The sequence below is a fragment of the Rummeliibacillus sp. NPDC094406 genome, from assembly GCF_044763875.1.
Lineage (GTDB): Bacteria > Bacillota > Bacilli > Bacillales_A > Planococcaceae > Rummeliibacillus.
On the sequence record NZ_JBIWGZ010000005.1, the window covers coordinates 72,515 to 87,944 of the forward strand.

The 15,430-nt window shown below is 37.1% G+C and carries 18 protein-coding genes; 1 reads left to right on the forward strand and 17 read right to left on the reverse strand.

Features of this window, described 5'->3' with window-relative positions:
* Positions 1–30 precede the first annotated feature (30 nt).
* On the forward strand, positions 31–483 hold the full coding sequence (locus tag ACIQ4I_RS14115; protein WP_403096963.1) for a YwpF family protein: 453 nt from the start codon (positions 31–33) through the stop codon (positions 481–483).
* A 54-nt stretch (positions 484–537) separates the two neighbouring features.
* Here the strand turns inward: ACIQ4I_RS14115 and ACIQ4I_RS14120 are convergent, their stop codons facing one another.
* From ACIQ4I_RS14120 to atpF, 17 genes are all read right to left on the reverse strand, one after another.
* Positions 538–921, reverse strand: a complete 384-nt coding sequence (locus tag ACIQ4I_RS14120; protein WP_403096965.1) for a hypothetical protein — start codon at positions 919–921, stop codon at positions 538–540.
* 209 nt (positions 922–1,130) lie between these two features.
* Positions 1,131–1,577 (reverse strand): 3-hydroxyacyl-ACP dehydratase FabZ, encoded by a 447-nt coding sequence (gene fabZ, locus ACIQ4I_RS14125; RefSeq protein WP_403096967.1) that lies wholly within the window; start codon positions 1,575–1,577, stop codon positions 1,131–1,133.
* Positions 1,578–1,610: 33 nt separating this feature from the next.
* Complete coding sequence (locus ACIQ4I_RS14130) at positions 1,611–1,910, reverse strand: DNA-directed RNA polymerase subunit beta (RefSeq protein ID WP_403096968.1); 300 nt, start codon at positions 1,908–1,910, stop codon at positions 1,611–1,613.
* 27 nt (positions 1,911–1,937) lie between these two features.
* Positions 1,938–2,777, reverse strand: coding sequence for a flagellar hook-basal body protein (locus ACIQ4I_RS14135; RefSeq protein ID WP_403096970.1), 840 nt, complete (start codon positions 2,775–2,777; stop codon positions 1,938–1,940).
* Positions 2,778–3,042: 265 nt separating this feature from the next.
* Positions 3,043–3,882, reverse strand: a complete 840-nt coding sequence (locus ACIQ4I_RS14140) for a flagellar hook-basal body protein (RefSeq protein WP_403096972.1) — start codon at positions 3,880–3,882, stop codon at positions 3,043–3,045.
* Between the two features lie 453 nt (positions 3,883–4,335).
* Positions 4,336–5,334: a rod shape-determining protein gene (gene mreB / locus ACIQ4I_RS14145; RefSeq protein WP_403096974.1), complete on the reverse strand. Its 999-nt coding sequence runs from the start codon at positions 5,332–5,334 to the stop codon at positions 4,336–4,338.
* A 257-nt stretch (positions 5,335–5,591) separates the two neighbouring features.
* Positions 5,592–5,873 carry a sporulation transcriptional regulator SpoIIID gene (locus tag ACIQ4I_RS14150; RefSeq protein ID WP_403096976.1) on the reverse strand — a complete coding sequence of 94 codons (282 nt, stop codon included), beginning with the start codon at positions 5,871–5,873 and terminating at the stop codon, positions 5,592–5,594.
* An 83-nt stretch (positions 5,874–5,956) separates the two neighbouring features.
* Positions 5,957–6,619: a peptidoglycan DD-metalloendopeptidase family protein gene (locus ACIQ4I_RS14155; RefSeq protein WP_403096979.1), complete on the reverse strand. Its 663-nt coding sequence runs from the start codon at positions 6,617–6,619 to the stop codon at positions 5,957–5,959.
* A 10-nt stretch (positions 6,620–6,629) separates the two neighbouring features.
* Positions 6,630–7,637 carry a stage II sporulation protein D gene (gene spoIID / locus ACIQ4I_RS14160; protein ID WP_403096982.1) on the reverse strand — a complete coding sequence of 336 codons (1,008 nt, stop codon included), beginning with the start codon at positions 7,635–7,637 and terminating at the stop codon, positions 6,630–6,632.
* A gap of 149 nt (positions 7,638–7,786) precedes the next feature.
* On the reverse strand, positions 7,787–9,088 hold the full coding sequence (gene murA / locus ACIQ4I_RS14165; protein ID WP_403096984.1) for a UDP-N-acetylglucosamine 1-carboxyvinyltransferase: 1,302 nt from the start codon (positions 9,086–9,088) through the stop codon (positions 7,787–7,789).
* Positions 9,089–9,560: 472 nt separating this feature from the next.
* A complete protein-coding gene (locus ACIQ4I_RS14170) occupies positions 9,561–9,806 on the reverse strand; it encodes a DUF1146 family protein (RefSeq protein ID WP_403096986.1) in 246 nt (81 codons plus the stop codon).
* Positions 9,807–9,880: 74 nt separating this feature from the next.
* A complete protein-coding gene (locus ACIQ4I_RS14175) occupies positions 9,881–10,288 on the reverse strand; it encodes a F0F1 ATP synthase subunit epsilon (protein WP_403096988.1) in 408 nt (135 codons plus the stop codon).
* A 24-nt stretch (positions 10,289–10,312) separates the two neighbouring features.
* On the reverse strand, positions 10,313–11,728 hold the full coding sequence (gene atpD / locus ACIQ4I_RS14180; protein ID WP_403096990.1) for a F0F1 ATP synthase subunit beta: 1,416 nt from the start codon (positions 11,726–11,728) through the stop codon (positions 10,313–10,315).
* A 50-nt stretch (positions 11,729–11,778) separates the two neighbouring features.
* Positions 11,779–12,639 carry an ATP synthase F1 subunit gamma gene (gene atpG / locus ACIQ4I_RS14185; protein ID WP_403096993.1) on the reverse strand — a complete coding sequence of 287 codons (861 nt, stop codon included), beginning with the start codon at positions 12,637–12,639 and terminating at the stop codon, positions 11,779–11,781.
* 53 nt (positions 12,640–12,692) lie between these two features.
* Positions 12,693–14,213, reverse strand: a complete 1,521-nt coding sequence (gene atpA / locus ACIQ4I_RS14190) for a F0F1 ATP synthase subunit alpha (RefSeq protein ID WP_403096994.1) — start codon at positions 14,211–14,213, stop codon at positions 12,693–12,695.
* Between the two features lie 28 nt (positions 14,214–14,241).
* Positions 14,242–14,778: a F0F1 ATP synthase subunit delta gene (locus ACIQ4I_RS14195; RefSeq protein WP_403096996.1), complete on the reverse strand. Its 537-nt coding sequence runs from the start codon at positions 14,776–14,778 to the stop codon at positions 14,242–14,244.
* Positions 14,775–15,299: a F0F1 ATP synthase subunit B gene (atpF, locus tag ACIQ4I_RS14200; protein ID WP_403096998.1), complete on the reverse strand. Its 525-nt coding sequence runs from the start codon at positions 15,297–15,299 to the stop codon at positions 14,775–14,777. The genes ACIQ4I_RS14195 and atpF overlap by 4 nt, the downstream gene beginning before the upstream one ends.
* Between the last annotated feature and the right edge of the window lie 131 nt (positions 15,300–15,430).

A 15,430-nucleotide genomic window follows, 5' to 3' on the forward strand; every position in this document is an offset into this window, starting at 1 on the left:
AAATCGTCGAAAGATAGGTGATAAATTTCCGTGAAAACATTCAAAATGTTGTCGTTGGAATTATTGAAAGATGAACAATTAACATCATATCCGCTTACAGATGGAATTATTATTAATCAAGAGAACAGCCACAAATCCTGGATTTTAGAAATGTATATGGATCGACAATATGCATCAGATTTTGCTCCTTATTTAGGTACGGATACGATATTAACTGTCCGTGCTGTGATTTCTTATCCAGATAATGAGCCTGCTTCTTTCCGAGTCGTTGTGCAAGATATTGTACAGATGCCTGAAGAGAATTATGTTTCAGTATTATTAAAAGGCACATTAAATTCTGGTCGCCGACAGTATGCTGAACAATTGCTTTTAGAGCTTGTTGAAGAAGGATTAACTGGTAATGCTTTGCTTGAAAAGTTTAAAGTAGATATGCGTACTAGACCTCGCTTAAAAAATTCTGCTAATCAAAATAATTCTTTCTAACTTCAAGCTCAGCAATTAAAAAACGGCATACCCTAAAGGATATGCCGAGTATTATTATTTATTGTCGTCTCTATCGTGAGGAATATAGTGACCGTTTCCTGCAGTATTATCTATGACTGTGTTATCAGTGGTTTGTTTGCTAGTTCCTGGCGTAATATTATTGATACCTTCTTCAACGGCTCCTGTAGCATTGTTTACGCCACGTTCTACAGCATTAATGCCTTTATTTACTCCTCTTTCAACATCCGTAACACCATTATTAACGGCATTATTAACACCATCATTTGTAATACCATCGTCAGTTACACCAGTATTGACGTTTCTATTCACGTCCTCCATCGGTGTTTCAGTACGAGTTGGTTCAATTGCCTTATTGGTATTACACCCAACTAATACAAGTGCTGAAAAAAGTAAGATCGCAGCTGACTGCTTCCACATTTTTATTTTCCTCCTTCCACCATTAATTTAACCATCACACTGTGTGCGATTTAAAAGTAGGATGTACTGAAAAAGTGAATCTATCCTTTGATTTAAAAAATGATTTCGTTTGATTTTTATGAATGTGGAGATAATAACTTTGAGTAATAAGACAACAAAAAAAGCACTCCTATCGTAGTGATTTGGAGTGCCTTATTCATTTATACTACTTATTCGTCTTCGCTTTTTTGGTTTGGTCCAATAGCAAATAAAATATCTGCTTCGCTGACAAGTTCGCCGTCTACTGTTACTTTTCCGTGTCCTTTGCCCATTACGCCACGAAGTTTTGTGAATTCAACTTCGATTTTAAGTTGGTCACCAGGGATGACTTGACGTTTAAAGCGAGCATTATCAACACCTGTTAGAAAAGCTAAGTGACCTTTGAATTTTTCGGATTTTAGCAGCGCTACACCGCCTACTTGTGCCATTGCTTCAATAATTAGCACACCTGGCATTACAGGGTAGCCTGGAAAATGACCCGTGAAGAACGGTTCGTTAATGGAGACGTTTTTTATGCCTACAGCACGTTTCCCTTCTTCTACTTCTGTAATACGATCCACTAAAAGAAATGGATAACGATGTGGTAATATTTGTTGAATTTGATCTACAGTTAACATACTATATCCCCCTATTGTAAATGTGTGAAAACCCTATTCGGATTGTACTCCATTCATAATATCCAATACATGACTCCATGTTGATGGATTTAGAACTCCAAGCGGATTTCCATCACCGATTACGCCGTACCCAATCATTGAGCCTGCGATTGCTGCAACGACAAGTAAAACAACAACAATGATGATTCTGAGCCCGATTGAAAATGCACCTGTAGAATTCCACTTTCTCTCTACGCGATCATTTGCTGCTTCTCTATTTTGTTTTGCTTCCTTACGAGTAGTTGGCTGCGGAGTCGGGTTATCAGTTCTCTGATTAGTTGAATTATTTGTCATTACTTGTTCTCCTCTACTAACAATTACTTATCTTATACCGTTAACTAGTCCCATCATTTGATCGGCTAAAGTTATTGTTCTCGCATTAAATTGATATGAACGCTGTGTGCTAATAAGATCTGTCATTTCTTTTGAAATATCAACATTTGATAATTCAAGCCCACCATTTTGCATAGCCACTTGGTTTCTGTTTGTACCTTGTAAGTTTTGTAAAACTGCACCTTGTGCTACACCAAGTTGGTTGAAATTTTTAGGTAAACCAATGTACGTATCTGATATATGTTCCATTAGTTGCGGCTTTTGGATCTCAGTAACACCCATTTCAATTTTTGCGCTTGTATTATCATTATACTTAACATTTAATGTTCCGTCTGCTGTCACTGAAAAGTCTTTTGCACCATCTTTTAATAAAATGGCATTACCATTGGCATCTGCAACTGGATATCCATCTGTATTCACTAGCATTGTATTGCCGTTTTTCATAGGTGAAAGGTAGAAGTCCCCTTGACGTGTATACACAGTTTTTGTGCCGTTTTTACCATCTGGCATTAAGATATTAAAGTACTGTTTTGGTTTGTTGAATGTGAAATCCAGTGAGCGATTCGTTTGTTGAATGCTACCTTGTTTCCAGTTTGTTTGTGCCTGTGCTAGACGTGCTCCAACACCAATGCGTATACCAACTGGCGATTGACGTTTTACTTTGTCTTGTTTATCATTTTCAAATTGTTGATAGAGTAATTCGTTGAACTTCGCCTCTTTTGTTTTGTAGCCATGTGTATTACTATTCGCCATGTTATTACTTATAATATCTATCTGATCTTGAAGTTGAGACATCGTATTTGCTGCAGAAATCATGGTTCGTATCATCTAGTATACCTCCTAAGTATCCAAAAATACCTAAATCAATTACATCTCGGCATAATTGCGTCCGATTCTGTTTTATTTTGGCCTGGGTAAAGCAAGTCAGTTAGACTTAGTCACATGGATGTGATGTACTAGTCTTCCTTTTTTTACCTTTTCAAAATCTATGACATCTGCCAAAGGTTTTCAGCGAGTGTTTGGACACCACTTAACGTAAACATCTATATTCATCTCACCGCCTAAAGAGGTGGTAGACTTCTACTGAAAGAAATTATACTCTTCCAATTTCATTTACAGCCTTGTCCATGCTTTTGTCGTATGCTTGAAGTATTTTTTGATTAGCTTCAAAGGCTCTGTAAGCTGTCATCATATCTGTCATTGTACGAGCTGCGTCGACATTTGAACGTTCGATATAACCTTGTTTCATAGAAAAGCTAACGTTGTTTACATTGTAAGCAGATGGTAGGTCTTTACCATCACTTGTGTAATATAAGCCCGTATCACGTTTAGCTAGTGTATCTGGTTGTGCTGAGTAAGATACACCTAAACGTGCCACTTGTTTACCATTCTCCATAATAGCGCCATCTTCAGTAAGTTGGAAATCATCACTTTGTAATGTGATTTTCTTACCTTGATCTGAAAGAACATAAAATCCTTGGGCATTCACTAAGTTTCCTGCTGCATCTAATGTAAAGTTTCCATTACGAGTGTAGGCTTCTCCACCAGTAGGATTTTGCAGACGATAGAAGACAGCTCCTGGTTTTCCCGTTCCCTTATTGATCGGCAAATTGCCATCTACTAAGGCAATATCTGTGGGTAACTCAGTTTCCGTAATTTGACCTTGTGAATAGTCAGGTAAAGTTTCTTGCATGTAAACACCTGTGCCAAGTGTTCCTATTTGATTTGCTGAACTACCTTCAAAACCATTTTGAACATCTGAAGAACCACTTTTTGTAATACGCGACATTAGCATTTCTGGAAATGAGCGAATCGTCGATTGATCTGCTTTATATCCTGGTGTATTTGCATTTGCAATATTGTTTGATAAAAGTTCTGTGCGTCGTTGTTCAGTAATCATGCCCGAAGCAACTGTATAAAATCCACGAAACATCGATTTCACCCTTTCAATAAAAAATGTAATTAGTTTTTGATAAAGTAACTTTTTATTAATTTTTAGACAAATGGAGAATTGGTTACAAAAAGTATTTCTCAAAATTTTTATTACTTGAATCAATTTCATAAATCCGTTTTCGGTTTTACGAACACTTCAACACATTAACTTTTCAATATTCAGATTTGGATGTTCCGCTACAGCCGGCGCTTTCCACGGGCTTGGCTATCGCTTCGCTAGCTTCGTCGCAAGAAATTCTTTTTAACATAAGAATTTCTTCCTGCGGTGCTTTCAGCTCAAGCTTTTCCCGTAGGAATTTGAATGAACTTCATTGAATTTACATCGCACGAAGGAAATGCGAATGCATTTTCGAGGACTCGCCGTCTTTCACTTCACAATCAACAAAATTGAATATTGCATTATGAAATTAATTCACTTATTTTATTTCGGCTATTATTTCCGACGTTTTGGTACTCTATCGATATTTTCTAGCATGATGCCAGTTCCTTCAGCTACACAGTTGATTGGATTTTCTGCGATAAATACAGGTACTTTTAGTTCTTCTGTTAATAAGTGATCTAAGCCATGTAATAACGCACCGCCACCTGTAACCATTACTCCACGATCAATAATATCTGCAGATAGCTCTGGTGGTGTTTTTTCAAGTACGTTTTTAGCAGATTGTACGATTAAAGCAACGGATTCATGTAATGCTTTTTCAATTTCGTGAGAATGAATTTCGATTGTTCTTGGTAGACCTGATACTAGATCACGACCACGAATTTCCATTCTCTCATCTCTGCCTTCAGGATATACTGTACCAATTGTAATTTTAATATTTTCAGAAGTACGTTCCCCAATTAATAGCTTGTACTCTTTTTTTATATATTGGAGGATGTCATTATCAAAAACATCTCCAGCAACTTTAATGGATTCAGATGTTACGATATCGCCCATTGAAAGTACCGCAACATCGGTTGTTCCACCACCGATATCAATCACCATATTACCGCTTGGTTGGAAAATATCCATACCCGCACCAATTGCTGCTACTTTTGGTTCTTCTTCTAAGTATACATTGCGACCGCCTGATTTTTCGGCTGCTTCACGAATCGCTTTTTGTTCAACACTTGTAATATTTGTAGGACAACAAATCAAAATTCGAGGCTTAGACATAAAACCTGATATATTTAACTTATTGATAAAATAGCTTAACATTGATTCTGTTACGTCAAAATCAGCGATTACGCCATCTTTTAATGGACGAATAGCAATAATATTACCTGGTGTTCTACCGACCATTTTGCGTGCTTCTTCACCAACGGCTAATACTTTCTTCGTATTTTTGTCGATCGCAACAACGGATGGCTCGTTTAATACGATGCCTTTGCCCTTTAAATGAATAAGTACATTCGCTGTTCCTAAATCGATTCCTATATCTTTAGAAAACATGTTGTTTCCCCTTTCCTCATATCTCGATAATCGTTATAAAATATATATATGTATCTAGAATATTTTAACATAGCAACGAGTTAATTACATCTAATTATTTCAACGATACCTAGGTAAATTAGGTCATTAACCATGACTTTATACACAATACTTTTATCATTATTATTCCTTATTATTCGCTCCTTTAAACTAAGGATTTGAGTTATTAATCTTTCAATTCATTCTTTTAAAATAAAAGATAGAAAAAGACACCCTCGCTAATCATAATGCGAAGGTGTCTTTTTTTCTGCATTGCGTGTTAACCATTTCTGTCGCGTTGCTTCTCCACCTCGAATATGACGGATGGATTTGTGATAAGCTAAAATTTCGCTTACCTCTTTCGCTAATTCCTCGTTTACCTGAGTTAACCTCTCAGTGAGATCCTTATGAATGGTACTCTTAGAATAACCTGTTTTTTGTGCTAAGGCTCTCACAGTTTGTTGCGATTCTTTAAGCATAAAACCAAGTTTTAGACATCGGTTTCGAATATGTTCGTGCACATTCTCTTCCTTTCCACAATGTACGAACGTTTCTTCACCTTATGTCTAAAACCGCTTACTTAGAACCTAGAGGATGGAATTATCTAAAAAGCAAGTAAACTTTTTGGATTAATGTGCTTACCTTCTTGCATTACTTCAAAATAAAGATGTGTACCAGCTGTTGGATTAAATTCATTTGAGATAGCTTTTCCAAGTTTTTGACCTTGGTCTACTTTATCCCCTTTTTTAACAGTAATTTCACCAACAGAACTGTATTTTGTTGTCATACCATTAGAATGAGATATAGTTATCTCATTCCCAACGAATGGATCATTCTTTACTTCTTCAACTGTTCCACTAAGCGCAGCAAGAACATCGAAACTTTCACCTTTTACTGCAATGGCAATGCCATCACTTGTAGTGAAGGTTTGGTTGAATACGAGTAATGCACCTTCTCTAGATTCTTCACTCGCTTCAACATCATAATAGTCCTGTAATACTTTTGCATCTTTTAAGAGTGCTTCTTTAAATGGATACTTCAATGATTCTGGAGTTGCGTTTGTTTCAACAGACGGACTGCTTGGACCATTAGTAGCTGTTAAATTACTAGTACCTGTCTCTTTAGGAGAGTTCGTAAATGCCGAGTATCCCCAAACACCTGCAACTAAAAGAATTGAAAAGCTTGCGTAAATTACTGGCCAGAACCAGCGTTGTTTTGTAACATTTGATTTTTGTGGAGTAGGTTTTTGTTTATTTTCCTCTCTCATTTTCATCACCTCATTTGCTATTGTTGTCAATAGCTTGAGAGTTTAAACATAGAGAAGAAGATTTTTTTAGTTTTTCTATTTTTACGTGTTGATAGAAATGTTGTAAGATCTCTTTCGCATTAGCCCCCTTTTCTGCGAGCGCCGTTGCACCGTATTGGCTCATTCCTACACCATGACCATATCCTGTTGCATTTACTTGTATTATTTTCTTTTTATCATTCCATATAATATTGAAATCTGTAGATGCTAGTTGAAGTTTTTCTCGTACCTCTCTACCTGACCATTGAAAGTCTCCTGTTTTAATTGTTTCAACTCGTCCTGAATTATTACGATAGATTTTAACATTTTGTATTTGTGCTTTTGTCCATTGTTGATTAAATACTGCATTCCACTGTTGTAACGTAAAGCTGTAGCTCGTGTGATATCTTGGAGATTTTTTTTCATTCGATGGAACAGAGACAGATTGTAAATATGGGATTGATTGTCCACTATAGCTTTTTGCACTTTCAGTTTGTCCATTACTTGTTGAAAAGAACATAGCTGTGATAAGTTCATCTTTATAGACTAATACTTGTCCTTTTGTTGCTTGTACAGCTTTACGAATTTTCTTTTCATTTTTCTTAAAGTTTATACCCCAGTCTTTTTTTCTTCGTTCCTCGTCCGCAAAGGCTTGAGCCGAAACATTTGGCTCTATGGTATTTTCGCCAAAATTTGTACGTTTTAAGGCGAATGTACGTGAAGCAATAGATTGTGCTTTAAGAGCTTCTAAATCGAAGGAAGCGGGCATTTCAGCAGCGACAACCCCAACAATATACTCTTCAAGCGGATACTCTTTGTTTTCTCCTTGGATTGAAATTTGAATATTACATTCTTCATCCTCTGACTTTTTTTCCTGTGTCTGTTTTACTGCGGTATTTGAAGTGGGCACTACTTTTGATTCCTTGTACTTCGTGACAAATGTTGGCAATGTGAATAAGACGACAATAATAAGTAGAATATAGAGATGTATTTTTTTCATATTCAAGAATATGTAAGGAAATCGATGTTTATGCTTTATAGGAACAGTCCTTTTTTATAAACTTTAAAAATTTTTGTAAATAAAAACCCACTGCATACATAAGTATGTAATGGGTTAAATTTATAATAAAAATTAAAAATTATTTATCATTAGTTTGTTTGAAGCTCTTTTTCAAATACTTCTTCAGAAGAGATACGTTCGATATCAGCACCTAAAGCTGCTAATTTATTATGGAAATTGACATATCCTCTGTCTAGATGTTTAAGTTCAGAAACGCGTGTAATTCCCTCTGAAACTAATCCAGCAAGAATTAGTGCAGCTGCTGCACGTAAATCAGTTGCAGCGACTTCTGCACCTTGCAATTTGCAAGGGCCATCAATAATTACAGAGCGTCCATCGATTTTTGCATTGGCATTCATGCGTCGAAACTCTTCCACATGCATAAAACGATTTTCAAACACTGTCTCTGTTATCACACTTGCACCCTGAGCTACAAGCATTAAAGACATCATTTGAGATTGCATATCAGTTGGGAATCCGGGATGTGGCATTGTTTTAACGTCTACTGCTTTTAAAGGATGCGTTGCACGAATACGTAAGCCTGCATCTTCTTCTTCTTCGATCTCAACACCCATTTCACGCATTTTAGCAATAAGAGCTGTCATATGCTCAGGTACAGCATTTTCAATTAAGACATTTCCACCTGTAATTGCCGCTGCAACCATAAATGTCCCAGCTTCAATTCGATCTGGAATAATTGAATGTGTTGTGCCATATAATTTCTCAACACCTTCAACACGAATGGTATCAGTTCCTGCACCAACAACTTTACCGCCCATTTCGTTAATGAAGTTTGCTAAATCCACGATTTCAGGTTCTTTTGCAGCATTTTCTATAATTGTCGTACCTTCTGCAAGAGCAGCACCTGTAAGAATGTTTTCTGTAGCTCCAACACTTGGGAAATCCAGATAAATTTTAGCACCTTTCAATCGACCTTCAGTTGATGCTTCTACATAACCATGGCCTGTAGAAATTTTCGCTCCCATTAACTCAAAGCCTTTTAAATGTTGGTCAATTGGTCTAGAGCCAATTGCACACCCACCAGGCATGGCAACACGTGCATAACCATTTCGTGCTAAAAGTGGCCCCATTACTAAAATGGATGCACGCATTTTACGTACATATTCAAATTGTGCTTCAGATGATAGTTGGCCAGATGCATCAATTTCCACAATATTTTCTTCAGCGGAGAATGTTAAATGTACATTTAAACTTTTTAACACCTCATCAATCGTATATACATCTGCCAAGTTCGGCACATTTTTTATTGTATTTTTTCCTTCAGACGCTAATAATGATGCTGCAAGAACTGGTAGAACTGCATTTTTTGCTCCTTCTACTTTTACGTTTCCGTGTAAAACCTTGCCGCCTTTTACAACAATTTTCTCCACAATATGTCCCTCCGAACTTATTCTAAATTAAATCTTTTATATTTCAGTCCATAAAATTCATGTATTTATCCATTCAATGCCAATAATTAGTAACAAAGCAACTTACATAATACCTTTTTTTCATGATGTTGACAAGAACCCATTACACTATTTTAGTTTTCTACGAATAAATAACTATAGTAATACTATATTACGTCAAAATGCTAGAAATGTGTTATAAAATTTCCATTTCTATACGCCATCATAGGTACCCAAACTTTGAGGAAATTAAACAAGTTTCAACAAATTATTTCCTGGGTAATGGTTACTCTATATGCAAAAGAAATAATGTAGAAATTTAATGCATATGATTTAAGAAATAACTAAAAGCACATATCTCTATTGTAATATAAATCGTGCTTAAATGCTGAACAATATACTAACATTTGTACAATAAGTTTGTGCCATTATTTCTTTTGCATACAGAATACATTTAATTAAATAAAAATGGTAATTGTCTTGACCATGTTGAAAATGTAATAAAGAAATTTGACACCGTTGATCCAATTGCAATACTCAATAAAATAAATAAAAGTTGAATTTGAAAAACATGGTTTTTCTTAAAAACCTTTTCATACTTTAATGACTGTAAAGCGTAAAACGTTATTCCTATAAAGAAAATATGAGAGATAATACCGATTAATGCGTTTTGTCCAATTAAAGATGATACAGAATCCATTCTTTTCCCCCATTTTCACTTTTAAAAAAGCGAGCAGAAATATAATTCTGCTCGCTTTAAAATTAACCTATTACTTAGATGTTACCCTCTTTAACGTTGATACGATTCATCGCGCGTTTTAATGACAATTCAGCACGTTTGAAATCAATGTCATCTTGCTTATTTTGAAGTCTTTGTTCAGCACGTTTAACAGCTTCTTTTGCACGAGCAAGATCGATTGAATCAGCTCGTTCTGCTGAAGGAGTTAAGATTGTAACTTTGTCAGAACGAATTTCAACAAAGCCACCACTTACTGTAACTATATCAGTTTTGTTGTTGTCTTTTTTAAGACGAACAGCGCTTACTGTTAAAGGAGCAACTGTTGGAATATGACCAGGCAGAATACCCATTTCACCAGTTACAGTTTTTACAATAACCATGCTAACTTCTGAATCGTATACTGGACCGTCAGGAGTGACAATGTTGACTACAGTTGTCTTCATATTTTTTCCTCCTAGTCCTTAGTATTAAAGTTCTACGCCCATTTCTTTTGCTTTAGCAATAACTTCTTCGATTGTACCTACAAGACGGAATGCATCTTCTGGTAATTTATCGTATTTACCTTCAAGAATTTCTTTGAAGCCACGTACTGTATCTTTCACATGAACATAAGAACCTTTTTGACCAGTAAATTGTTCAGCAACGTGGAAGTTTTGTGATAAGTAGAATTGGACACGACGAGCACGTCCTACAACCAATTTATCTTCATCAGATAATTCATCCATACCTAAGATAGCGATGATATCTTGTAATTCGTTGTAGCGTTGTAATGTAGCTTGTACATGACGAGCAACATCGTAGTGTTCTTTACCAACGATTTCAGGTGATAAAGCACGAGAAGTTGAAGCCAATGGATCAACAGCTGGGTAAATACCCATTTCAGAAAGTTTACGTTCAAGGTTAGTTGTAGCGTCTAAGTGAGCGAATGTTGTAGCTGGAGCCGGGTCAGTATAGTCATCGGCTGGTACGTATACCGCTTGGATAGATGTTACAGAACCTTTGTTTGTTGAAGTAATACGTTCTTGTAATTTACCCATTTCAGTAGCAAGTGTTGGTTGGTAACCTACGGCAGAAGGCATACGACCTAGTAACGCAGATACTTCAGAACCTGCTTGAGTGAAACGGAAAATGTTATCGATGAATAATAGAACGTCTTGTCCCATTTCATCACGGAAGTATTCAGCCATTGTAAGACCAGATAATGCTACACGCATACGAGCACCTGGTGGCTCATTCATTTGACCAAATACCATTGCTGTTTTTGCAATAACGCCTGAATCGCTCATTTCATAGAATAGGTCGTTACCTTCACGAGTACGTTCACCTACACCAGAGAATACGGAAATACCACCGTGTCCTTGAGCGATGTTGTTGATTAATTCTTGGATTAAAACGGTTTTACCTACACCGGCACCACCGAATAGGCCGACTTTACCACCTTTGATATATGGTGCTAATAAGTCTACTACTTTAATACCAGTTTCAAGTACTTCAACATTTGTTGAAAGTTCTTCGAAAGTAGGAGCTTCACGGTGAATTGGATCACGGCGAGCTTCTGCTGGGATTGGATCTGCTAAGTCGATTGTATCACCTAATACGTTGAATACACGACCTAATGTTACTTCACCAACTGGTACTGAGATTGCAGCACCTTTGTCAGTTACTACTGCGCCACGTTGTAAGCCATCTGTTGATGACATTGCGATGGTACGAACAGCGTTATCGCCCAAGTGAAGAGCTACTTCTAAAGTAAGTGTTACAGCGTCTTCTTTAGGACGTTTGATTTCTACAGTTAGCGCGTTGTTGATTTCTGGTAATGTGTTGTTATCGAACTGTACATCGACAACTGGACCCATTACTTGAAGAACGTGTCCTGTGTTCATACTTGTATTTCCCTCCTATCAAACTAATTACGGAAAGGTTAGGGAGAGGCCTATTCTAAGGCCGCAGCTCCACCAACGATTTCGGTAATTTCTTGTGTAATAGCCGCTTGACGTGCACGGTTATACAGAATTGTTAAATCATTAATTAAGTCATGAGCGTTATCTGTAGCGCTCTTCATTGCTGTCATACGCGCAGCATGTTCACTCGCTTTACCATCTAGTAACGCACCATAAATCAAGCTTTCCGCATATTGTGGTAACAATACTTCTAGAATTTCTTCGCCTGATGGCTCGAATTCATAAGAAGCAGTTGTAGCGCTTGTCGGAGTAATATCAGTAACTGGAAGTACTTTTTTCTCCGTTGGTTCGTTAGAAATTGCACTGATAAAGTGACTATAGTACATATAAAGTTCATCATAAGTACCGTCTGTGAACATACCAACAGCTTTACGAGCAATTTGTTTAATATCTGCAAATGAAGGTTGGTCAGGTAAACCAACTTCTTCATCAACTACGTTATAGCCTTGTTTTTTAAAGAAATCACGAACGACACGACCAACTGCAAAAATAACGACGTCGTCTTTTGTTTGGTTGCGACTTGCTATTGCGTCTAGTGCTGTACGAATAACATTAGAATTGTATGCACCTGCTAAACCACGATCAGAAGCGATTACTAGGTAAGCAGATTTTTTTACAGGACGAGAGATTAACATCGGATGTGCACCGTCTGGAGTCCCTGCTGCGATTGCTGCAACAACATCTTGAATTTTACTCATATAAGGAACGTATGCTTTAGCGTTAGCTTCTGCACGTGCCATTTTCGAAGATGACACGAGCTGCATTGCGTTCGTAATTTTACTAGTACTAGTTGTAGATTTAATACGTTGTTTTACTTCGCGTAATGATGCCACTGGTATTTCACCACCTTACCGTTTTATTTTAAAATTCACAAAACTATGCAATCTTACTCAGCTGAAGCTGCGAAAGTTTTTTTGAATGCATTGAGTGTTGAAGCCATATCTTCATCAGATGGAAGGCCTTTAGTAGTGCGAATTTGATTTAAAACGCCGGCGCCTTTTTCGTCGTTAGCATCTAACCAAGCATATAATTCTAGTTCGAAACGAACGATGTCTTGAACTGGGATATCATCTAAGAATCCTTTAGTCAATGCATAAAGAATTACAACTTGTTTTTCAACTTTAATTGGCTTGTTAAGATCTTGTTTAAGCACTTCTACAGTACGTTTACCACGTTCAAGTTTTGCTTTAGTAGCAGCATCAAGGTCAGAACCGAATGCAGCGAATGCTTCAAGTTCACGGTAAGCAGCTAAGTCAAGACGTAGTGTACCGGCAACTTTTTTCATTGCTTTAATTTGTGCAGAACCACCAACACGAGATACTGAAAGACCAGGGTTGATTGCTGGACGAACACCTGAGTTGAATAAATCTGATTGTAAGAAGATTTGTCCATCAGTGATTGAGATTACGTTTGTTGGAATGTAAGCACCGATATCACCTGCTTGAGTTTCAACGAATGGAAGAGCAGTAATTGAACCGCCACCGTAAGATTCGTTCAATTTAGCAGCACGTTCAAGTAAACGACTGTGTAGGTAGAATACATCACCAGGGTAAGCTTCACGACCTGGAGGACGACGTAATAATAATGAAAGTTCACGATAAGCAGCTGCTTGTTTAGAAAGATCATCATATACGATTAATACGTCTTTACCTTGAAGCATTAATTCTTCACCCATTGATACACCAGCGTAAGGAGCTAAGTATAGTAATGGAGCTGGAGAAGATGCAGCTGCAGTAATAACGATTGTGTATTCTAAAGCACCGTTTTTACGTAAAGTTTCAACTAAACTACGTACAGTTGATTCTTTTTGACCGATTGCAACATAGATACATGTTACATTTTGGTCAGCTTGGTTTAAGATTGTATCGACTGCAACAGATGTTTTACCTGTTTGACGGTCACCAATGATTAATTCACGTTGACCACGACCGATTGGAACTAAAGCATCGATTGCTTTAATACCTGTTTGTAGTGGTTCGTCAACTGATTTACGAGCCATTACACCGAAAGCAGGACTTTCGATAGGACGAGTTTTAGTAGTATTGATTGGACCTAGTCCATCAACTGGTAAACCTAGTGGGTTTACAACACGACCAATTAGTTCTTCACCAACTGGTACTTCCATAATACGACCTGTACGACGAACTTCATCGCCTTCTTTGATGCCTTTAGCTGGGCCTAGGATAACGATACCGACGTTATTTTCTTCTAGGTTTTGAGCCATACCAAGAACACCAGTAGAGAATTCTAATAATTCTCCAGCCATGACGTTGTTCAGGCCGTGAGCACGAGCGATACCATCACCAACAGTGATGATTGTACCAACTTCGCTAACTTGCATTTCAGATTGGTAATTTTCCATCTGTTTTTTAATAAGTCCACTGATTTCTTCAGCTTTGATGCCCACGTTTGTCACCTCTCAAATGATTATTGGATTAACCGATTAATTCACGTTTTAAGCCAGCAAGTTTTGTTGCGACAGAGTTATCGTAAATTTGGTTTCCTATTTGAACTCGAATACCACCAAGTAGTGATGCATCGATTTCGTTTGTAATATGAAGCGCATTTTTTCCTACTTTTTGAGCAAATGCAGTAGAAATGCGTTGTTTTTCTTCTTCAGCAAGTGTACGAGTTGAGAATACAACTGCATCTGCAACACCTTGAGCATCGTTAGCTTGAGCTACGAACGCATCAATTACACTTACCACTTCGTGAATACGTTTTTTATCAACTAAAAGTTTTAAAGCGTTCACGATAATTGGTTGTACAGAAGCAAATAACTCAGAAAGCATTTCTTTCTTTTTGTCAGTTTCGATTTTTGGAGAATCAAGTAATTGGAATAAATTACCATTTTCACCAAAAGCGATTTTTACTTCACGTAAATCTTCTGTTACTTCATTTAGAAGATTATGTTCTTGTGCTAATTGAAACAATGCCTTAGCATAGCGATTCGCTGCAGTCGATTGACTCATCGAGTTTCCCCTGCCTTCGCAATCGTTTCTTCAATTAAAGTACGATTATCTTCTTCTGAAACTTCTTTGTTAAGCACTTTAGAAGCTGCAAGGATAGATAGTGAAACCACTTCTTCGCGAACAGCGGCAATTGCTTTTTCTTTTTCAGTCTCGATATCACGTTTAGCAGATTCTTGTAAACGTACAGCTTCGTTACGAGCTGCTGAAACAATCTCTTCTTTTTGAAGATCAGCTTGTTTCTTAGCGTTTTCAACAATCGCTTGCGCTTCAACACGAGCTTCTTTAAGAAGGCTACGTTGTTCTTCTAATAATTGTTTAGTTTCTTGACGGCTTTGTTCAGCTGCGTCTAAGTCACTAGCAACTTGTTCTTCACGTTGTTGCATAATTCCCATCAAAGGACCCCATGCGAACTTTTTCAAAAGAGCCATTAGGATGATGAAAACTATTAAAGTAACAAGGATATCTCCCCAGTTTACTCCAGCGTGAGCTGCTTCACCTAGTGTTAGGTAGTCTAAATACACGATTGTTTCACTCCCTTCAAGAGCTTAGAGTTCAAATCATTTATGATTGGAATCTTAGTAAGATATAAATTCTAAAGGAATTATGCCCCTAAATTTTAAAGGCATAAAGGAATGGCGAAGGATTCCTTAGA